General features: G+C 69.0%; 21 protein-coding genes. 8 read left to right on the top strand and 13 right to left on the bottom strand.

Annotated elements, in window-relative coordinates; translation table 11 throughout:
- The first annotated feature begins 20 nt into the window (after positions 1-20).
- On the top strand, positions 21-983 hold the full coding sequence (locus AB0L65_RS03585; protein ID WP_364239937.1) for a 2-oxoglutarate and iron-dependent oxygenase domain-containing protein: 963 nt from the start codon (positions 21-23) through the stop codon (positions 981-983).
- Positions 984-988: 5 nt separating this feature from the next.
- On the opposite strand, the gene AB0L65_RS03580 is transcribed toward AB0L65_RS03585, so the two are convergent.
- Both AB0L65_RS03580 and AB0L65_RS03575 read right to left on the bottom strand, forming a co-directional pair.
- Complete coding sequence (locus tag AB0L65_RS03580) at positions 989-2374, bottom strand: glycoside hydrolase family 16 protein (RefSeq protein WP_364239935.1); 1386 nt, start codon at positions 2372-2374, stop codon at positions 989-991.
- A gap of 110 nt (positions 2375-2484) precedes the next feature.
- The gene (locus AB0L65_RS03575) at positions 2485-2652 is read right to left on the bottom strand and encodes a hypothetical protein (RefSeq protein WP_364239934.1); all 168 of its coding nucleotides are present in this window, start codon (positions 2650-2652) and stop codon (positions 2485-2487) included.
- A 161-nt stretch (positions 2653-2813) separates the two neighbouring features.
- Between AB0L65_RS03575 and AB0L65_RS03570 the strand changes: the two genes are divergently transcribed.
- Positions 2814-3440 (top strand): hypothetical protein, encoded by a 627-nt coding sequence (locus AB0L65_RS03570; protein ID WP_364239933.1) that lies wholly within the window; start codon positions 2814-2816, stop codon positions 3438-3440.
- 102 nt (positions 3441-3542) lie between these two features.
- Here AB0L65_RS03570 and AB0L65_RS03565 read toward each other — a convergent pair whose 3' ends face one another.
- The gene (locus AB0L65_RS03565) at positions 3543-4811 is read right to left on the bottom strand and encodes a hypothetical protein (protein WP_364239932.1); all 1269 of its coding nucleotides are present in this window, start codon (positions 4809-4811) and stop codon (positions 3543-3545) included.
- Positions 4812-4900: 89 nt separating this feature from the next.
- Positions 4901-5059: a hypothetical protein gene (locus AB0L65_RS03560; RefSeq protein WP_364239930.1), complete on the bottom strand. Its 159-nt coding sequence runs from the start codon at positions 5057-5059 to the stop codon at positions 4901-4903.
- A 31-nt stretch (positions 5060-5090) separates the two neighbouring features.
- Here AB0L65_RS03560 and AB0L65_RS03555 point away from each other — a divergent pair, with 31 nt between their 5' ends.
- A complete protein-coding gene (locus tag AB0L65_RS03555; protein ID WP_364239928.1) occupies positions 5091-6113 on the top strand; it encodes a hypothetical protein in 1023 nt (340 codons plus the stop codon).
- Between the two features lie 279 nt (positions 6114-6392).
- Here the strand turns inward: AB0L65_RS03555 and AB0L65_RS03550 are convergent, their stop codons facing one another.
- The 5 genes from AB0L65_RS03550 to AB0L65_RS03530 form a co-directional block, all read right to left on the bottom strand.
- Positions 6393-7142 (bottom strand): hypothetical protein, encoded by a 750-nt coding sequence (locus AB0L65_RS03550; protein WP_364239927.1) that lies wholly within the window; start codon positions 7140-7142, stop codon positions 6393-6395.
- A 10-nt stretch (positions 7143-7152) separates the two neighbouring features.
- Positions 7153-7752, bottom strand: coding sequence for a hypothetical protein (locus AB0L65_RS03545; RefSeq protein WP_364239925.1), 600 nt, complete (start codon positions 7750-7752; stop codon positions 7153-7155).
- A 186-nt stretch (positions 7753-7938) separates the two neighbouring features.
- Complete coding sequence (locus AB0L65_RS03540) at positions 7939-8526, bottom strand: TetR family transcriptional regulator (protein ID WP_364239923.1); 588 nt, start codon at positions 8524-8526, stop codon at positions 7939-7941.
- An 88-nt stretch (positions 8527-8614) separates the two neighbouring features.
- Complete coding sequence (locus AB0L65_RS03535) at positions 8615-9337, bottom strand: DUF5941 domain-containing protein (protein WP_364239921.1); 723 nt, start codon at positions 9335-9337, stop codon at positions 8615-8617.
- Positions 9334-10845: a CDP-alcohol phosphatidyltransferase family protein gene (locus AB0L65_RS03530; RefSeq protein WP_364239919.1), complete on the bottom strand. Its 1512-nt coding sequence runs from the start codon at positions 10843-10845 to the stop codon at positions 9334-9336. Before AB0L65_RS03530 ends, AB0L65_RS03535 begins: the two co-directional genes overlap by 4 nt.
- 140 nt (positions 10846-10985) lie before the next feature.
- On the opposite strand from AB0L65_RS03530, the gene recO reads away from it, so the two are divergent.
- From recO to AB0L65_RS03510, 4 genes are all read left to right on the top strand, one after another.
- Positions 10986-11720: a DNA repair protein RecO gene (gene recO, locus AB0L65_RS03525; protein WP_364239917.1), complete on the top strand. Its 735-nt coding sequence runs from the start codon at positions 10986-10988 to the stop codon at positions 11718-11720.
- Positions 11717-12490, top strand: coding sequence for an isoprenyl transferase (locus AB0L65_RS03520; protein WP_350725046.1), 774 nt, complete (start codon positions 11717-11719; stop codon positions 12488-12490). The genes recO and AB0L65_RS03520 overlap by 4 nt, the downstream gene beginning before the upstream one ends.
- A gap of 111 nt (positions 12491-12601) precedes the next feature.
- Positions 12602-14227 (top strand): polyketide antibiotic transporter, encoded by a 1626-nt coding sequence (locus AB0L65_RS03515; RefSeq protein ID WP_364239915.1) that lies wholly within the window; start codon positions 12602-12604, stop codon positions 14225-14227.
- 42 nt (positions 14228-14269) lie between these two features.
- A complete protein-coding gene (locus AB0L65_RS03510; protein ID WP_364239914.1) occupies positions 14270-15031 on the top strand; it encodes an aminoglycoside phosphotransferase family protein in 762 nt (253 codons plus the stop codon).
- Positions 15032-15043: 12 nt separating this feature from the next.
- Here AB0L65_RS03510 and AB0L65_RS03505 read toward each other — a convergent pair whose 3' ends face one another.
- Positions 15044-15898, bottom strand: a complete 855-nt coding sequence (locus tag AB0L65_RS03505) for an LLM class flavin-dependent oxidoreductase (RefSeq protein ID WP_364239912.1) — start codon at positions 15896-15898, stop codon at positions 15044-15046.
- A gap of 243 nt (positions 15899-16141) precedes the next feature.
- The gene (locus AB0L65_RS03500) at positions 16142-16564 is read right to left on the bottom strand and encodes a helix-turn-helix domain-containing protein (RefSeq protein ID WP_364239911.1); all 423 of its coding nucleotides are present in this window, start codon (positions 16562-16564) and stop codon (positions 16142-16144) included.
- 65 nt (positions 16565-16629) lie between these two features.
- Between AB0L65_RS03500 and AB0L65_RS03495 the strand changes: the two genes are divergently transcribed.
- Positions 16630-17034, top strand: coding sequence for a DUF4440 domain-containing protein (locus AB0L65_RS03495; RefSeq protein WP_364239909.1), 405 nt, complete (start codon positions 16630-16632; stop codon positions 17032-17034).
- Positions 17035-17080: 46 nt separating this feature from the next.
- On the opposite strand, the gene AB0L65_RS03490 is transcribed toward AB0L65_RS03495, so the two are convergent.
- Positions 17081-19015: an ATP-binding protein gene (locus AB0L65_RS03490; RefSeq protein ID WP_364239907.1), complete on the bottom strand. Its 1935-nt coding sequence runs from the start codon at positions 19013-19015 to the stop codon at positions 17081-17083.
- A 328-nt stretch (positions 19016-19343) separates the two neighbouring features.
- Positions 19344-19871 carry a CGNR zinc finger domain-containing protein gene (locus AB0L65_RS03485; RefSeq protein ID WP_364240559.1) on the bottom strand — a complete coding sequence of 176 codons (528 nt, stop codon included), beginning with the start codon at positions 19869-19871 and terminating at the stop codon, positions 19344-19346.
- Positions 19872-19908 lie beyond the last annotated feature (37 nt).

Here is a 19908-nt window from a genome sequence, read left to right as displayed (position 1 = left end):
GCGGATGTCAAAATGACGGTGTGAGCGAATTGCCGGTGATCGACGTCTCGCCCCTGCTCGCCACCGACCCCGACCTCACCGCCGCCGCCGGCCCCGCCAAGCGTGCCGTGGCGGAGGCGATCGGCGAGGCGTGCCGGGACAGCGGCTTCTTCTACGTCTCCGGCCACGGCGTACCGCCGGAGCTCCCGCGCCGGCTCGACGCCGCGAGCAGGCGCTTCTTCGCCCTGCCCGAAGAGGTGAAGGCCGAGATCTCCATGGAACGGGGAGGCAAGGCCTGGCGCGGCTTCTTCCCGGTCGGCGGCGAGCTGACCTCGGGGCGGCCCGACCTGAAGGAGGGCATCTACTTCGGCGCCGAGGAGCCGCCGGGCCCGCTGCCGCTGCACGGCCCGAACCTGTTCCCCGCCCAGGTGCCCGAGCTCCGCGACGCCGTGCTCGACCATCTCGGCTCGATGACCGCGCTCGCCCAGGCCGTCATGTCGGGGATCGCCCTGAGCCTCGGCCTGGACGAGGACTACTTCCGTTCCGGCTACACCGCCCAGCCGACCGTGCTTTTCCGGATATTTCATTATCCGCCCGCCCCGCCGGACGACCCCGACACCTGGGGCGTCGGCGAGCACACCGACTACGGCCTGCTGACCCTCCTCCTCCAGGACGCCAACGGCGGCCTCCAGGTACGCACCCCGCGCGGCTGGATCGAGGCCCCGCCCCTGGAGAACACCTTCGTCTGCAACATCGGCGACATGCTCGACAAGCTCACCGGCGGCCACTACCGCTCGACCCCGCACCGGGTGCGCAACCGCAGCGGCAACGAGCGCCTGAGCTTCCCGTTCTTCTTCGACCCAGGCTGGGACAGCGAGGTACCGCCGCTGCCGTACGCCCCCGGCCATCGCTGGGACGGCCAGGTCGACTTCACCGGCACCTACGGCGAGTACCTGCTGTCCAAGGTCTCCAAGGTCTTCCCGCGCCTCTTCGAGCGGCTCTGAAGGCCTCAGCTGGTCGAGAACGTGAACCAGTTGACGTTGACGAAGTCCGCGGGCTGACCGCTGCTGAAGGTTAGATACACGGTGTGCGTGCCGGTCACGCCCGAGATGTTGGCCGGCACCGTACGCCAGCTCTGCCACCCGCCCGTGTTGGCGAGGGCGAAGTCCCCGATGGGAGCGGCAGTGGGGCTGTCCAGCCGGACCTGCACCAGCCCGCTCACCCCGGCCGCGGCCCCGGACGCCACCCTGGCCCTGAACTGGCGGGCGGCCTCCGTCCCGAAGTTCACGCCGTCGAACCGGAGCCAGTCGCCGTTGGCGATCGCCCCGACGTTCTGGCCGCCGCCGGTGTCCGTGGTGGTCTCGACGATGGTGCCCGACTGCGCCTGGTACTGCTCGGCCTGGATCGTCGAACGGGCGTCCACGCCTCCGGGCGGGTTCGTCGGCGGGGTGCCGCTGCCGCTCTGCCACACCGCCACGTAGTCGACCAGCATCGGCCGCCCCGGCACGGTCGCCGCCGTGGGCGTCGGGCCGGCGAGCGCGTCGGGGAAAGCCCCGCCCATGGCCACGTTGAGCAGCAGGAAGTAGCCCGCGTGTCCCGTCATGTTGGACCAGGTCGCCGCGTCGAACTGCGACTGGCTCACGCTGTGGAACTGCTGCCCGTCCACGTACCACCGCAGCTGGTTGGGGCTCACGCTGCGGTCCCACTCGAAGCGGTAGCTGTGGAAGGCCGCCTGGCACGTCGAGCCGGGGCAGGCGCGGTTGGCGCCGAGGCCGGTCGTCTCCTGGCACGGCCCGCCCGGGTTGACGCCGCAGTGGAGCACGCCCCAGACGGCGTTGATGCCGTTGACGTTCTCCATGATGTCGAACTCGCCGATGCCCGGCCAGTTCCAGTAATTGCCCCGGTACGGCGCTCCGAGCGCCCAGAACGCCGGCCAGTAGCCCAGCGCGGCGTCGCCGGTCACGTTCGGCATCTGGATGCGGCCCTCGATGCGCAGGATCCGGCCGTCGGCGGGCTTGAAGTCGGCCCGCCTGGTCTCGATGCGCGCCGAGGTCCACTCGCCCGAGCCGCTGCGCTGCGGCGTGATGCGGAGGTTGCCCCCGCCGTCGAGGCTGAGGTTGGAGGTGCTGGACGTGTAGTTCTGGATCTCTCCGGTGCCCCAGTTGGCCGGGCCGCCGGGGTAGGCGTGTCCCGTGTCGATGATCCAGTTGGTAGACGAGGGCAGCGTGTTGGCGGCGCCGTCGAAGTCGTCCGACCAGACGAGCGACCAGCCGGACGGGGTGGGCGGGACGGCGGCCGAGGCGCTGACGGCCACGTTGACGAGCAGGCCGCTGAGCGCCGCGATCGCCACGGCCACCGCCGCCAGTCGGCGCCGGTGCCGGAGGGCTGTTGTCATCGTTGCTCCATGGGGGGTGGGGGCCTTGTCAAAGAGAGCGCTCTCTTGGCCGATGTCAACACAGCATTTACCTGCTGTCAACGTTGCGCACCCGGAGGGAGCGCGCTCTCCTAGAGCAGATCCGCCGTGCTCGCGCCGGAGGCCTCGAAGGCCTCTCTCCAGAAGCCTTCGAGCAGCGGGAAGCGGTCGGGGCTCGACGTCTTCTCCCGCAGGAAGCCGTGCACGACCACCGAGTACCCGGTCAGGTCGGGCAGCAGCCGCGCGTCCCGCAGCTCCATGCGGTGGCATCCATCGCGATGACCTCGCCCTTCCACGGAGACGGTATCCCAACGACCTGGTCGCGGCCGATGGCCGACGCTGTCCACAGAATCCGGTTCAAGGCGAGGGCAACTCGGCATGCGGGCCATGATGGCCCCGGTCGCGATCGGGAAGGGGCGCCGTGTCTGAATACTTCACGCTGGCTGAGCTGCGCGAGCGCGGCTGGAGTGCGGCGATGGTCCGGAAGATGCTGGATCCCCCCGACCTGACGCGTCCCAATCCCGTCTTCCGATCGGCATCGCCGATGAAGCTGTACGAAGGGGAACGGGTGAAAGCGGCCGAGCAGTCGGAGTCATTCGCCGTACTGCGGGCCAGAGCCGCGCGCCGGTCGGAAGCGGCGAAGGCGGCTGCCGAGCGCAGGCGCGGAGAGACCCTTGTCGGCGTCGAGCTTCTGCGGATCGTGATACCGGCCCTGGAGTGGGATGCTCTGACGCGAAGAGCGGTGGCGCATCGAAACCGCCGGGACGCTGAACGAGCCAGAGACCGATTTGACCATATTCCAACCCCCGCCCGGCTCGAGACTGTGGACGGCCCAACGCTGGGCCGTTGGGTGGTCAACTATCTTCGCCATAGCCTGACCAGCTATGATGCCGAGCTTGAAGAGCTGTTCGGGAAGGTCGGCCGGGCAGCGGGGACGTCGCTGCTTCAACGGCGGATCTACGCGGCCATCGCAGAGGCCTACCCGGTGCTTGCGGAGGAGTGCCAGCGGCAACTCCATGAGCGGCAAAGGGATGCTGCGAACGGCTGAAGACTTGTCGTTCTAGACGGTCGCTCATCCCGGTAACCCGGCTCGGTTGAGTTCGGCGCCGGGATGGAGGCGAACTATCCCACGGTTGGGTCGGGGAGCTCGTCACTCCGCGCGGCGAAGCGCTTCGCCGGTGATCCCATCACCCTTGTCGTCGCGCGCAGCCGTGCGGGCGCGGGTGGCCAGCTCGCCCGAGAGCCCGGAGCGCTCGATGCACCACTCGACCCACTCCGGGAGCAGGTCCAGGGCCGCCTTGGCGTGTTCCTTCAGGTACATGTCCCTGACCAGGACGACCGTGTGCTCGATCCGGTGAGGCGAGCACGCGTACGAGAACGGGCTGAGGACGCCGGACCAGCTATCGGCCAGGATGCCGATGTCATCCCTGGCCGGTCGGCTGCCCTTGCGCGCGGCAAACCACGCGGCGAAGTCGTCGACGACAGCGTCGAGGTCGAGCGGCGTCTGGCCCTCGTCTGGGAACTTGGCCAGCAAAGCCATGGCCCGCTGGCGCATCCGGAACTGCTCGACGATGAGCTCGCGCGACTCGAAACCCGTCAGCAGATTCCCGAAGAAGCCGGTGTGGGCCAAGGGCGACAGGAGGTTTCGGACCGTGGCCCCGTCGCAGGTGACCAGCTCAGCTCCTGCCGCCGCCGAGCCGACGGCCGTCCGCCACTCCGCGAGTGCCTCCTCCGATGACGCGAACACCCCGGCTGCGACGATCGTGTCCGTGCCGCACCGGTCCACGTCCCAGCGGTACCAATGCTGGTCGATCTTCCGCCAACTGAACGGCGCGAGCAGCGCGAAGCGGGAACCGTACCCGTCAACCGCCATCAGTGGATCGCCCGCCGGCTCCGCCCGTGCGACATCGGTTGGCCAGGGCGCCGTCGCACCGGCCGCCGTGATCGAGTTCGCCGCCGACCTGATCGCCTCCCGGCCCGCCCCATCCGGGTCCCGCATCAGTGACTGCCGGGCTCCGGGCGGGACCATCACCGCGAGCCCGTGCAGGAACCGCCACAGCCCGCGCCACTCCTCGCCGGTCCTCAGCGCGACCTGCAGCTCGTCCCCGGCCAGGTCGGCGAGGGCGGCAAGCCATGCATCCCCGTGGAAGCCGCCCTTCTCCGACTGGAACCGCGCCCAGTATTCGGCGCCGACGATCCCAGCGGCCCGGGTTTCGAGCTCCAGTGGCGAGCCTGTGGGGGCCAGGTCCATGGCTTGCTCGACGATCGTGGTGTGGGACGCTGGCCACCACCTGGGCAGCGTGTCCACGTCGCGCCCCGCCGACCGCGACGTAGCAGTCAGTTGCTCCGCCCGGCGCGCCGGATTCCCGCTCATCCCGCGCCGGTAGGTCCCTGCTTTGCCCTTCCGTTTCTTCGCCACGCCATCAGATCGTAGGGTCCGAACGGCGACTCAGGGGCGATTACTTCAGTGTCAGCGTAATCAGATTGCCCAGGGTCCCCGGGGGACGCCTATCCCGGCATCCCAGCGGGTGCCAAGGCGGAGATCTGGTTCGTCGTGCTCGTCTCGGTCGCGCTCGCCCTGCCGAGCGCGACGTCGACCTGATCGCCGCGCCAGTCGCTGCCGGTTTTCCAGTTCACCGAGACGGAGGGACCATCGGATCCGACCACGACCGAATCCCTGCTCGGCACCTCCGCATGCGTGGCTCCCAAGCAGGTCAGCACGCCCAAGAACGTCGTCGCGGCGATGGATGTCCATGCCCTTGGACCGACGACGCGCAAGGCCAACCGCGATGACGAACGGGTGCTCACCGAGCGCCGCAGGTCACTTGACGGTCCTTTCGATGGTCGGCCTGTCCCCGGGAGCACGGTGGGCGACGTCGATCTGGCGCTCTTTCGCTCCACGTATCTGCCGTCAGTGGTCGCGCCGGAGGTCATCGAGGAGAACGGGAGACCGGAGTCACAGCAACTCAACAGCCTGCGGATGACCGATGGAACGCTCACCCCCACCGTGCTGGGCCTGCTGGTCCTCGGCTTTGACCCAAGCGCCTTCGTTCCCGGGGCCTATTTGCAGTTCGTCAGGTACGACGACACCGACGTGGACGCCGCGATCATCGACGAGCAGGAATTGCGGCACAATGTCGTCGATCTCGCCGAGCGCCTGGAGGTGCTGCTCACGGGGCATCTCCACACTCGGGTAGTGGAGGAAACGGGCTTCAGGGAGCGCCGCCAGCCTGACTATCCGCTGGCGGCACTGCGGGAGGTGTGCATGAACGCAGTGATGCATCGCAACTACGAGACATCCAACGCCCCCATCCGCATCCTGTGGTTTTCCGGCCGACCATGCGACTCGATCGTCCCGTCAAGGCCTATCACCGATGGCTGGAGCGTATACCCAAGGTCTTCGCCGAGGCGGTGCTCGCTCATTCCTCAGCTTCAGCGGGCCGGTCTTATGAGATCGCGACCATGCGTAATTACCAGAGTCTCATGCCGCTCGCACACGACGCGCGAAAGCCGATGTTCGATTTGCGGGCAGCCGATGGCGCTCTTGGCAGCACACAAACCTATGTACATAAATGCCGCACCGAATTTCAGCAGCTCGCTGAGAGCGTCCTCGATCGGCTCGACGAAGTGCGAGCTGCCCAGCATAGCGGTTGAGTTCCGTGACGGAGCCGCGGTGCGTCCTGGCCGGGGCAACTATTTCCTGTCGGGAAAGGGCCGCTGAGCCGGAACGCGCCCGGGCGAATGCGTCCGACGACGCCGACCAGGCCATCGCTTCCCTCCAAGCAGACACGGTGGCACCGCTCGGCCGGCGGATCGCCCCGCTTGAACAGCCGCGACAAGAACGCCATCCGCGTCTCCAGGCTCCGGCCGGATCCGTGTCCTGCCCCCAGACTGAACGGCCACTTTCCGGAATGGTGTCCTGTAGTGCGCGACGGCATCACCGCACGCTGCCGGTGGCGAGCTTTTACCCCCGCCCCCGGCCTCGCCTATTTCGCGACGCTCAACCGCAACTGGCCGTCGCTTGCGGTCCGAACTGTTGCCTTTCCCCGGGCGGGGTCGCCTTCAGCTTGGCGGCGAGCGCGTCCGCGTTGTTGCCCACCATTTCCTCCTCCAGTCCGATGTTCGGATCGGCCTCGGCCGCGGCCGTGCGTGCCTCGGCGACGCTCTGCGTACGGCCCTCCATCTCGCCCTGGCCGATGACGTCGCCGTCGAAGGGCAGCTCCGAGCCTTCGCCGAGTCCCATCCACCGCCCCGGCTCCGGAGCGTCGCCCTCGGCACAGCGCGGGCCTTCCCAGGCGATGGCGAGAATGTATTGGTGGCCAGGCTCGATACGCGGCCGCCCCTCCCCGGCCAGCACGGTCGGATTGTTCACGTCACGGTTGGTGAAGGTCCACCCGGTCGCGTAGTACTCCCACTCCTTCGGAGCAGGCTGGGCCGCGCCTTCCCGCGACCACAACACGTTCTTGACCTCCAGGCTCACCTTCCGTCCTATCAACCCTTCCCCTCGCTCGACATCGGTCTGGTTCGGCGGGATCGTCTGTTCAGAGGCGGCGTTGACGACGACCACGTGGTCGGCGTACGTCACCCAGTCCGTGGCCGTGGTGCTGGGCAGGCGGTCATCCGCCTCGGTCAACTCCACCGGCCGCCGCTGCGCGGACGCGCGGTCAGTGAAATCAGCGACGGTGAACCCGGCGACCGCGAGGGCCGCGGCGATCCCGATTCCTGCGGCGATATGCGTACGACGCCTCACAACGGCCCTCCTAATAATTGTCATTGATGTTCTCCCGGTTATTGCTGCCAAGGTCGGGATGGCCGTAGGAAGGGGTCCTCATGCAGCCGAGCCGGGAATCCAGATTGTCGAGCGTGGGGTAGGAATTGTCGCCGTGCTGCAGGCCGACGGCGTGCCCGGTCTCATGGCACACTCTCTCGTAGATGTACGCTCCGGCGCCCCGGATGCGGATGTACTGCTGGTCGCACTCGGAGGGGCCGCTGCCGAGCGCGTTGCACCACGTCATGCCGGCCGCGCTGTCCGGCAGGCCGGTCGAGCCCTCCTGATAGATGATGTCGGTCTCGGCGCTTCCCTCGAACACCGGCGACGAGTCGTAGTGGAAGGCGAGATCCGTGGGACGGAGTTCCCCGTCGATGGCGGCGTTGACCGTCGCCCGGTCTTCCGATTCCAGTTCGTATTCGCCGTTGCTGTCCATGTAGAAGTAGACCTCGCGGTTGTCGGTCAGACATGGAGGGCCGCCGCCGAGCTGGCAGAAAGCGCCGGTCCATCGGGTCGGGAAAATGTTGTCGGTGGCGGCGGCCCAGGCCACGCCGACCGCGATCATCAATGGCACGAGAGCCATCGCGATCACGCCGGTAATCCGCCGTCGAACGTGCCTGCGACTGAATAACAACATTCTTCTCCTCTGCCTTCGTGCGGGCGCAGGTGTGTACCATGTGGTACATGTACCGCATGGTACGCGTGCGACGCAGTCAAGGCCAGAGTCAAGAAGCGGCGGTATCAGGAGCAGCCGGAACGGCGCCCGGCCCTGGGGGAGTCACGCCTCCGGTCGGATGTCCCGCATGACGAGGTCGAGGAAGTGCTCCACGGCGGCTTCCACCGCTCGCCTGTCACCGGTGTGCAGCAGATCGAGCACCAGCCCCCGGGCCACCGCCAGGCCGAGCCGGGCGTTCGCCTGCGCTTTCTCCGGAGGCAGTCCGGCGCGCCGGCTCCACTCCGCCAACGGCTCCAGCCAGGCCTCGATGGCTCCGTCCAGCAGATGCGTGGTGCCGGGCCGCCCCTGCAGCGCCTGCCCGTACATTTCGAAGTACAGCCGCTTCTGCGGCAACCGCGCGGGGTCGGTCAGTTGCCGCCAGAAAAGGCGGATCGCCTCCTCTGGCGCCTTGTCGTCGAGTTCGCGCACCAGATCGGCGAGGGCCCTCCGCTCCCGGGCTTCGACAGTCTGGATCACTTCGGTCAACAGGCCTTCGCGCGAACCGAAGTGGTAGATCAGCATGCGGTGGCTCGTGCCGATCGCGGACGCCAGGCCGCGCAGCGTGAGATCCGAGGTCCCGTGGCGCGCGACGTAATCGATCACAGTGTCGAGCAGCCTGCGCTTCGGATCCTTCTCCACCGTGCCCTCCATGTGTACCGGATAGTACAGGAGGGAAAAGGAAAAGCCCCGAGCGTGAAGCGCCCGGGGCGTGGGGCCGGCAGGTCGGCCCGCCTGCGGCTCAGCCCTTGTCGGCCTCGCCGGTGGCCTGTTCGAGCTGATCCTCGGGGGAGGCCTCGAGGTCCTGCTCGGCGTCGGCGCCCGCCTGGGCGGAGGCCTTGTCGAGGCGGACCCAGCTCGTCACGCTCTCCACCGCGAACAGCACGAAGAGGTACGCCGTCAGCACCGCCAGCACCGGCGTCAGGATGCCGAGCGCGGCGCCCAGGCCGATGACCAGCAGGCGCAGCTCCCAGCCCAGCCCAGCGTGGAACACCCAGGCGGGCGGCCAGATGCTCTGCCGGGTCCGGTAGACGGTGTCGTACGTGTGGTAACCCACGACGTAGACGAGCACGAACAGCAGCCACTTGGGCGCTTCGGCGGCCAGGCCGATCGAGATCACGGCGAGGAACTCGGCGCCGCGCAGCAGCGGCGGGGTGAGCCAGTCGAAGCGGCCCAGGTGGTCGCGCGGCGTGGTCGGCAGCACGAGCAGCAGCGTCGTCGCGACGGGCAGCAGCAGGATCGGGCCGCCCTGGTCGAGCAGGCCGGTGACCAGGAAGGCCAGCACGGCCAGGAGGGCCACGAGCGTGGCGGGCACGGGCGGCAGGCCCTTGCCGAGCTTGCCGGCGAGGGCGTTGGCGAGCGGGCCGTCGTCACGGTAGGCGAGCAGGCGGGCGGTCTGGATGCGACGGCGTTCCTCGTCGGGGTCCGGCGTGGGGGTGGCCATGGCCTGCGGTTGGGTGATCATACGAGCGACCTCATGAGGCGTCCGGTGAGCGTGTAGGCGGCGGCGACGGAGCCCCAGATCACCAGGGTGATGAAAGTGATCCGGGCGTCGAAGAGGGCGGCGGTGATCGCGATGGCCGCGAACCGCTCGCCGATGGGGAAGACGATCATCTTGCGGGCCCAGTGGACGGCGCGGAACTTGCCGGCCTTGGTCCACATCTTGAGCACGCCTCGCAGACCCTGGCTGCGCTCGACCTTGCGGCGCGTGAGGGCCTGACGCAGGTCGCGGTCGTCGGGCGCGTCCAGTGCCAGCGTGGGCAGCGGGGACGGGGCTTTGCGGCGGTTGGAGACGCCGAAGGAGAAGTCGAGCAGGTGGCGTACGGACTGCAGGCCGATCGCGGCCAGCGCCAGGATCCAGATGTCGTCACTGTTGCCCGAGACGACCCAGCCGACGGCGAGCCCGGCGAAGACCACGTACTCCTTGAACCGGTCGAACGTGGCGTCCAGCCAGGCCCCCAGCACGCCGAACTTACGCGCGTAGCGGGCGACCTGCCCGTCCACGCAGTCGAACACGAACGCGAAGTAGATCAGCACACCGCCCAGCACCATCCACGGCCGGTCGCCGGTGGCGAAGCAGGCTGCGGCGGCCACGCCGAGCGTGATCGAGATCAGCGTCACCTGGTTGGGCGTCAGCCCGCGCCGGGCCGCCCAGCGGGCGATGAAGCGGGAGTAGGTGGAGACGAAGTACGTGGTGAAGAAGCCGTCGGCGCCCTTGACCGCGTTGTTGAGCCTGGCCCGGTCCTCGTTCATGCCGGCCATCTCGGTGCCGGCCTCGTTGACCTCTTCCTGGGTCGTGACCCGGCGGTAGAACAGGTCGCGCCGGCCCCTGATGCCGACCGACACGCCGTTGCGCACCAGGCCGAACACGATCAGCTGCAGCAGGTCGTCGTCCTCGCCGAACGTGTCGGCCATCTCGGCCAGCTCGCGGCAGGTCTGCGCCAGCATCGGCGCGTTGCGCGCGCTCAGGTGCAGCGGGCCGAGCAGGATGGCGTTGGGCCTGGTCACGGCGTGGCGCGCGGTGCCCACCGAGACCACGCGCGACTTGCCGACGCGCGAGCGGATGGGCAGCCCTTCGAGGCGGCCGAGGCCGATCTCGGGCTCTGCCTCGTCGATCGGGACGATGTCCTCCTGCGGCTCCTCCTCAGTCACCTCCGGCCGGGGCTCTTTGGCGACGAGCGCCAGCGCGCCGCGCTTGGCCTTGGTGATCTGGTAGATCAGCTCGTCGTGGATGACAGAGTTTTCCGGGATGATGAAGAGGTTCTCCGTCGCGGTCTCCGCGACGTCGGCCAGCGCGCGCAGGGCGGCGGCCACGTCGCCTGACTCGATCGTGGCGAGCCGCGGATCCAGGGAAGTGAGCTGGCTGCGCAGGCGCTCGGCCACGGTGGGCGTGCCGGGCAGCGCGGCCAGCCTCAGGCCGGTCGGAGAGGTGTCGGGGCCGGGCGAGGCGCCCAGCAGGACCACGCGGGTCATGACTCCCTTTCGAGGCGGTAGCGGGGGGTTGAACAACGGGTAATCCGGGGACAGACGTCAAAGTCTAGTGAGGGTGACGTAAAGTCGCGTCACCAGAGCATGCCCGTAACGTCGCTTCGGTGCGGCCGTAAGATGTCCGAGTGAGTCTCTACCGTGACGAAGGCGTAGTTCTACGCACACAGAAGCTCGGTGAGGCCGACCGCATCGTCACCATCCTGGCGAAGCGCACCGGCAAGATCAGGGCCGTGGCGAGGGGCGTGCGCCGCACGAAGTCCCGCTTCGGCGCCAGGCTGGAGCCGTTCACGCATGTCGACCTGCAGCTCCACGTCGGCCGTACGCTCGACGTCGTCACGCAGGCGGAGACGATCAGACCCTACGGCGAGGCGCTGGCGGCCGACTACCCCCGCTACACCGCGGGCAGCGCGATGCTGGAGACCGCCGACCGGCTGACGCACGGGGAGAAGGAGCCGGCGCTGCGGCAGTTCCTGCTGCTGGTGGGCGGGCTGCGCACGCTGGCCGAACGCGCCCACGAGGCCCGGCTGGTCCTGGACGCGTACTTCCTGCGCTCGCTGGCGGTGGCCGGCTACGCTCCCGCGCTCGACGCGTGCGCCAAGTGCCAGGCACCGGCGATCAGGGCGTTCGCCATCGTCGCAGGGGGTGTGGTGTGCGGGGCGTGCCGGCCGGCCGGCTCGGCCGTGCCCGCCGGGGAGACGATCGGGCTCATGACGGCGCTGCTGCGTGGCGACTGGGCCACCGCCGACGCCTCGGAGTCGCGCCACCGGAGTGAGTGCAGCGGGCTCGTTGCCGCATATCTGCAATGGCACCTCGAACACGGAATACGCTCTCTCCGACACGTCGAAAGGGAGCCTGTGTGAACGTACGACCTCCGACCCCGCATCCGTCGGGCGCGACGCCCCCGCCGATCCCGCGCGACCTGGTGCCCAAGCACGTCGCGATCATCATGGACGGCAACGGCCGCTGGGCCAAGTCCCGTGGCCTGCCCCGCATCGAGGGGCACAAAGCGGGGGAGTCCTCGCTGTTCGACGTCATCGAGGGGGCGCTCGAGCTGGGCATCCCCTATCTGAGCGCGTTCGCGTTCTCCACGGAGAACTGGCGGCGCTCGCCCGACGAGGTCCGCTTCCTCATGGGGTTCAACCGCGACGTGATCCGGCGGCGGCGCGACGAGCTCAACGCCATGGGCGTGCGCGTCCGGTGGGCGGGCAAGCCGGGGCGGCTGTGGAAGAGCGTCATCTCGGAGCTGCAGGCGGCCGAGGAGATGACGGTCGGCAACAGCAAGCTGACGTTGCAGTTCTGCGTCAACTACGGCGGGCAGGCCGAGATCGTCGAGGCGGCGGTCAGGCTGGCCGAGGACATCGCGGCCGGGCGGGTCAAGCCGTCCAAGGTCAACGAGAAGGTGTTCGCGCGTTACCTGGACGAGCCGGAGATCCCCGCGGTGGATCTGTTCGTGCGGTCGTCGGGGGAGCAGCGCTTCTCGAACTTCCTGCTGTGGCAGTCGGCCTACGCCGAGATGGTCTTCCTCGACCGGCTGTGGCCCGACTTCGACCGCAGGGATCTGTGGGAGGCCTGCGAGGTCTTCGCCAAGCGCGACAGGCGCTACGGCGGGGCGCTCCCCAACCCGGTCTGACCGGCCCCAACCTCTGGATCGGGGCCCAGGGCTGGCTGTCGCCTATACGCGGGTATAGCCTGCTGTTCATCGGAACAGTTGGCTGTACTCGTGAGTAGGAGCTGATGCCGAATGGCTGACGCACGACAAGGCCGGGCCGGCGCCCTGGCAGGCACCGGCCACCTCGTCCGCCTGGCGCTGCGCCGCGAGCGGGGCATCGCGCCCTGGTGGATCCTCCTGATCGTGGCCCTGGCCCTGGCGCTGGTGTCCTACGTCAACCGGGCCATGGGCACGTACGAGCTGAAGCTCACCTACGTCGAACTCGCTGCCAGGAACGTCTTCCTGCGGGCACTCGGCGGCGGCCTCATCGAGCCGCGGCTGGAGGTGATCGCGACGTGGCGCAGCGGCGGGTTCCTCTACGTGGCGAGCGCGCTCGCGGCCCTCATGTCGGTCGTCCGCCACACGCGCAGGGAGGAGGACGAGGGGAGGGCCGAGCTGGTCCGCTCCGGCATGGTGAGCCGCCACGCGCCGCTGACCGCCGCCCTGCTGGTCGCCGGCGGGATCAGCCTGGCCGGCGGGGTGCTGACCGGGGCCGTGCTCGTCGGGCTCGGGTTCGAGCCCGTCGGGACCGTCGCCTACGGGGCCGCGATCACGGTCGCGGGCTGGGTGTTCGGCGCCGTCGCGGCGGTGGCCGCGCAGCTCGCGCGCAGCGCCCGCACGGCCACCGCGATCAGCCTGGCCGCACTCGGCGCCGCCTACGTGATGCGTTACGCCGGTGACGCGACCGGACAGTACTGGCTGAAGGCGCTGTCGCCGATCGGCTGGAGCCATCTGGTGCGGGCGTACCAGGACGAGCGGTGGTGGCTGCTCGGCGTGTCGGTGCTGGTCAGCGCGGTCCTGTACGCGGTCGCGTACCGGCTGATCGGCCGCCGCGACCTCGGCGAGGGCCTGCTGCCCGAGCGCCTGGGCCGGGAGTCGGCGCCGGAGCTGCGCGGCCCGATCAGCCTGGCCTGGCGGCTGCACCGCGCGCTGCTGGCCAAGTGGGCGGCCGGGGTCGCGTGCTTCGCCATGGCCGGAGCCGGGCTCAGCCCGCTCGCCCAGGACCTGCTCTCGCGGCCGAGCCTCGTGGTGCGGAGCATCACGAGCCTCCTCGGCGTGTCCGACACGGGCACCGCGCTGGGCGCGTACTCGTGGTACCTGATCCTCATCATCGCGTACGCCGTCGCGCTCTACCCGGTGCTCATGACGTTGCGGCTGCGTTCGGAGGAGACCTCGGGCCGCGCGGAGACCGTACAGTCCACCCCGATGACCCGCCTGCGCTGGGCGGCCGGCCACCTGGTCGTGACCGGGCTCGGCACGGCGGCGCTGATGGCCGTCGCCGGGCTCGTGTTCGGCACGCTGTACTCGCTGCTCGTCGGCGATCTCGCCCGCGACCTGCCCCGCTTCCTGGCGGGGGCGCTGAGCGCCGTGCCGGCGGCCTGGTGCGTGGGGGCGGTCTGCGTGCTCGCGTACGGGCTGGTGCCGAGGGCGAGCGTGGCGATCTCCTGGATCGTCTGGCTCCTGACCGCCGGGCTCGGCAAGATCATCAGCCCCCTGTACGGGTTGTGGCAGGGGACGCCGCTGGAGCCGTTCCACTACATCCCCAACCCGATGGTCGGAACTTCCCTCGACGTCCGCCCCGCCCTCGCGCTGACGGCCCTCACGGCGATGCTCGTCGGCGGCGCCCTCGTGGCTCTGCGCCGCCGCGACTTCGGGTGACTGGTCTAGCATGTCGTCCCATTCGACAAGATCGGAGGGCGGATGGGCGGCCATTCCATCGAGGTGCGGTCCGACGTGGTGATCAAGCGATACCGGTCGTCGGACTACAGTGAGCCCGAACGCGAATGGCGTGCCCTGGAGCTGCTGGGCGAACACGATCCCGGCCTGGCCCCGGCGCCGGTGACCGCCGAGCTGGAGGCCGACCCGCCGACCGTGGTGATGTCCCGCCTGGACGGCACGACGGTGAGCGGGGAGATCGCGGGGAAACTCGTCGATGCCCTGGCCGAGGCCATCACCGGCGTCCAGCGCTCGATCCCGTCCCGGGTGCTCGACCGGGTGCCGGCGCGCGCCGGGCACCCGGTCTACCTCCTGCGGAAGGTACGCGACTGGGCGGCGGCGGCCACGCCCGAACCCGCGACCGCCGAAGCCCTCCGCGCGGCCACGGACTGGGTGTCCGGGCCGGGCCTGGAGGCGATGTTCGCGCAGCCGGGCACCCCGGTGTTCGGCACCGGCGACGGGAACCTGGCCAACTACCTGTGGGACGGCACCAGGGTCCGGGTCATCGACTTCGAGTACTCCGGGCTCAGCGACCGCGCGTTCGAGCTGGCCGAGGTCACCGAGCACATCTCGGTCTGGGAGAACGATCCGGCCGGGTTGACCGCCGTGCTCGACCGGTTCGAGCTGACCGCCGAGGAGGCGGCCAGGCTCACGGAGTGCCGGCGGCTGCTCGCGCTGTTCTGGCTGCTGCGCTGCCGCCGGGAGATCCGGCCCGCGCAGGCGGACCGGATGCTGGCCCTGCTGTAGGACCTCTCTTGGTCAAAGGGTGCTGACCGCGTCCGCCAGCCGGTCCACCTGGCCCGGATCGTCGCCGTAGCAGTAGAGCATGACCTCCTCCACACCGAGGTCCGCATACTGCGCGACGCATTCGCGGATCTGCCCGGGCGTGGTGAGCATCCCGGCGACCATCCGGTCCGCCATGCCGGTGAACTCGTAGTAGGCGCCCATCGCCGTACGGGCCTCGGTGACGACGTCCTCGGAGCCGAGCGCCACGTTCACCTGGGCGACGATGCGGGGCTCGCCGGACCGCCCGGCTTCCCGCCAGAACCGCCGGACCGTGTCGATGAGCCCGCCGGCCCACGACGGCGCGGCGGCGGCGAGGAACCCGTCGCCCCAGCGCGCGACCCGCGCCAGCGCGGCCGGCTGGAAGCCGCCGAACAGCACCTCGGGCCCGCCCGGCCGGGCGGGGAGCGGCCCGATCATGCCGGCGCCGTCACTGTACGGCTCGCCGGACCACAGCCGCCGCATGACGGCCATCTGCTCGTCGAGCCGCCGTCCCCGGGTACGGAGGTCGGTGCCCGCGACCAGGTGATCGTCCTCGCGACCGCCCACGCCGAGCCCCAGCACCAGCCGCCCGCCGGACATCCGATCCAGGGTCGCGGCCTGCTTGGCCAGCAGGGCGGGCTCGCGCAGGGGCGCGAGCAGCACTTCGGTCTGCACGCGTACGCGGGTGGTGGCCCCGGCGAGGAGGGCGAGGGCGATCAGCGGTTCGGGGTTGTCGTAGACGAGCCGGTCGAGGAGACCGAGGGTGGTGAAGGGGCCGGCATCAGCGCGCCGGGCCCAGTCGAGCAGGGCCGCGGGGTCGCTGATGGGCAGGCCAAGACCGACGTTCATGAGGTACCTCCGTGAAGGGGCATGCGGAATCGATGCCGCCCCTCCAGGACCTCCACGACGGGGGAGGCAGGGCTCCCGTTCTGCGGCGCGCTTCTGGGGAGCTCCTGATCAGAGTGATCCTCACTGTAGAGCAACCCCGCCGCCCGAACAAAGCCGCACCCACCCGCCCTCACCCGCGCTCATCCACCCGCGCTGACCCGCGCCCGTCCGCGCTCACCCGCCCTCACCCCCGCCTATCCGCGCTCACCCGTGGTCGCTCTCGGCCGTGGCGGCCAGACCCGACTGGACCCCCTGCCCATGGCGGCCTTCAACCTGGACACCCCAGTCCCAGAGCGCCTGGAGAACGGGCCCGAGGCGGCGCCCGTGCGGGGTGAGCCGATAGTGCGTACGGGGCGGCCAGCCGGACCTCCGGCGACGTTCGAGCACGTCGGCCTTGGCGAGCTGCGCCAGCCGATCGGACAGCACCTTGTCCGACAACTCGGGCAGCACCTGCCGGAGCTCCGTGAACCCGCGCTCACCCCGCAGCAACTCGCGGATCACGAGGGTCGTCCACCGCCCACGCAGCGCCGCGAGCGCGATCTCCACCGGACACGACGGATCCGGCTCGGTGACCTCGGCCCGAGGATCATCGGGCAGACCGGGGTGGCCAACCGTTTGGTGAGTCACGAGGGCGCCTCCTAGCGTTTCCGCATCCACCCGATTTCTACCTGCCGGAAGGACGTGCAACTGCGATGCGCCAACTCGCCGAACGCCCCGAGGACGTGCCTGCCGTGTTCGCCTACCGCTTCAACACCGGCGACCCGGCGGCCGTGGCCGAGGTCTACGAGAGCGGAGCGGTCTTCGTACCCGAGCCCGGCTCCCCGCTGACCGGCCCGCAGGCCCAAGCCGCCAACGCCCGCTTCCTGGCCCTGGGGCTGCCGATCACGGTCCGGCCGCGGCACGTCTACGCCGCCGGCGACATGGCCCTGCTGATCGTGGACTGGGCCATCGACGGTGTGGACCGGGACGGGCAGCAGGTCCACGTCGAGGGCACCGCCACCGACGTCGCCCACCGCGGAAGGGACGGCCGCTGGCGATACGTCATCGACAACCCATTCGGCGTGCGCATGAGCACTACAAATGAGCAGGCCGTGTAGCCAGGCGCAGATCAGTCACATCGGCGATGGCAGCTTTGCGGCGGATTCACTTCATGGCGGCTTCGGGGGCGACCGATCCATGAACTCTCCGGAGGTACTCCACGGCGTGCTCCGTGGCCGGGTCATGGTTCAGCCGGTCCCGGTAGAAGTGCAGACGGTCCTCGCAGTCATCGATGACCTCGCTCCAGGTGCGCGCCCAGATCCGAACTCCGTCCTTCCACTCCGCGATGCATCCCGGGGGCCGGTTGGGCGCGCTCGCGTCCTCTCTGACGACGTCGTCCATCTCGGTGGAGATGACCCAGAAATCCCAGGACACCCGTGCGTCGCGGAACTGTGGATCACCGACGACGGCTTTGGCGTAACTCTTGATCTGCGCGACCTCGACCTGGCCGATCTTTACCTTGGGTGCTTTGAGCTCCACCACGAGATGCTCTCTCCCCGAACTGCCTCGGTGTGCCCGCCCAAGCATGAGGTCGACTATGCCTTTCCGGCCATCTTCGCGTCGTACCGGGTTGAGCTGACCATCCTTTGGCGCACGGCCCAGTTCCAGAAGGTGACGCTTGAGCACCGCGTCCAGGCTCTGGTCACTGACCATCAACGCATAGGTGTCTCCGAAGATCCACGTTTCTCGTTCGAGGATCTTGTGGAGTTCGCTCCGTTCTTTTACCGTCTGGCTGATCTCCGGTTCGAAGACGAGCCTTTTCAGCGCCGCGAGGAAATCGAGGCGGTCGCTGACCTGGCCGGTCGCCTTGATCACCTCAGAGAGGCTGGTTCGCTGCAGGATGCGCTTGAGCTCCTCCTGCTCCGACTGAGCCAGCCGGAACAACTCGTCCAAGACTGGATAAAGCCCGCTCGGATCATGGGAGATGATTTCTCTGAGCAGGCGCAAAGTGGTCTTCTTGCTTTGCGGTGCGCCAGGTAGCCGACGTGCGATGGTTGTGGCTACCTCGTCGAACATCTGGCGTTCGACCGCGTGTGCGGGCAGGACGGGCTCGCCGCTGTAGGGATAGACCCCATCGCTTTTCCACTCTTGGAGCAGCCTGGCCCGGCGCTCCTGATCACGCCTCTTGAAGTGCCTGCGTAGTGCTTCCCGCGCCGACTCCAGAAGACCGGCGGTCTCGTCCATTTCGACCAGCGGCAGATTGCCGCGCTGCTCGACGAATCCGTCCCATAGCAGGTAAGCGGTGAAGTGATGGCCAGGCGCCTGTATGCCGGGAGAGGCGTCGTCCAGGACCACGCCGTTCGCATCGCAGAGGGCCAGCACCCGGCCGACGTTCTTGGGCCATTCGATGATCCGCAGCAGGGGCTCGGCGAGCTCCGGCGCGGCCGGCCAATGAACGGTGTATTCGGCCATGTCGGTCCACACGGTGGCCGGGTCGAGATCTGTCCCCTGAAAGGTGATCCGCACATCTGAGTTCGCGGCGAGGAACGGTGCGAATATCGAGGCGAGTTGCTGGGCGGTGTCGTCGTGAACGAGTCGGCTGACGAAATCCGCCGGCACCGATGCCTCGACCCGGGTGCCGACCGGCTCCGTTACGTACTCAGGATCGGAGATGTCGAAATCGGCAGGGCGATCGACCGCTCCACTGATGACCGTACGCTCGGACCGCCCGTCGAGCGCCTCCGCCACCGTGATCCAGCGAACCTGCTCGCCGAGCGCGAATGCGCGGAGCCTGCCTTGCCCGCTGCGACCGTGCAGCCCGCGCTTCAGATGGGGTGAGAACTTGGCGGTGGTTTTCCACGAGCCTCCCAAGCCTCCGAAGAAGCCCACGCACGAAGCATTTGGCATGCCGTGACCATCGTCGGTAATGCTGACCGCCTCGACACCGTTCAACTCGTTGAATTCGAGATCGATGCTGACATGACTCGCCTCGGCATCCAAAGCATTCCAGATCATCTCTGCGACGGCGCCCACGGGGTCTTTTTGCCGGGCAAGGCGCAGGAGATGGTCCGGTTTCGCTCCGATGTGAACGGTGCGCACGCGGCCAACTATCCCAGATGATGTGCGAGGTCGTGCGTAAGATCGCTGGACGGGGCGTTTCGTCTTCGCGTGATCGTTTTCACGTATCGATACTGGGTCCACTTGTCATGGATGCGGTAATCGGGGTCGCGTCCGAGGGATGCGGGGACCGGCAGGTCCCCGCCTGGGGTGTGGGGGCTTGCCCCACGGGGCACTGCCCGAGTGCTCCATCGCGCGTAGCGCGTCTCAGTGCGAGGACCGAGCTGTTCCCCCTGAGCGTCCCGGCTTCCCCGGGCGTCCTGGCTCTCCCCGGGGTTGCCGAGTTCCCCCCTGGAGGGCTGTCCTGGGGTTAGGCGCGGCGGCGGGCGCGGTAGGCGGCTACGTGCATGCGGTTGCCGCACGTGCGGCTGTCGCAGTACACGCGGGACCGGTTGCGGGACTCGTCGACGAAGACGCGGTCGCAGTCCGGGGCCGAGCAGGTGCGCAGGCGTTCGACCTCGCCCTCCACCAGCAGGTGGGCCAGGGCGACGCCGCAGTCGGCCGCCACGTGCTCCGCCAGGGTGGAGTCCGCGGCGAAATAGTGCATGTGCAGCGGGTGGCCGTCGTGCTCGGTCAGCCGGGGCGTGATGCGCGTCTCGGCGAGCAGGACGTTCAGGGTGCGGACCGCCGTGGGCTGGTCCGGGGAGATGAAGACGCGGTAGAACACCTCTCGTACCATCCGCACCTGGCCCAGGTCGCGGGGCGTCAGCTTGGTGACGCCGCTGATCTGGCGGGACTCCACGAACGCCTGCAATTCGGCCAGGCCCGCCAGGCCCTCGTCGCCCCCGGTGGAGGGCGAGGTGTTGACCAGCTCGACAACGGTGGCCAAAGAATGCACCATGTCATGGCCAAACGGCATGTTGACTCCTGTCCGC

Origin of the sequence: Nonomuraea sp. NPDC052116, assembly GCF_040680035.1 — a bacterium.
GTDB classification, from domain to species: Bacteria; Actinomycetota; Actinomycetes; order Streptosporangiales; family Streptosporangiaceae; genus Nonomuraea; species Nonomuraea angiospora_A.
Note: the sequence above shows the minus strand (reverse complement) of the source record. Positions and strands in the feature narration are given on the sequence as shown.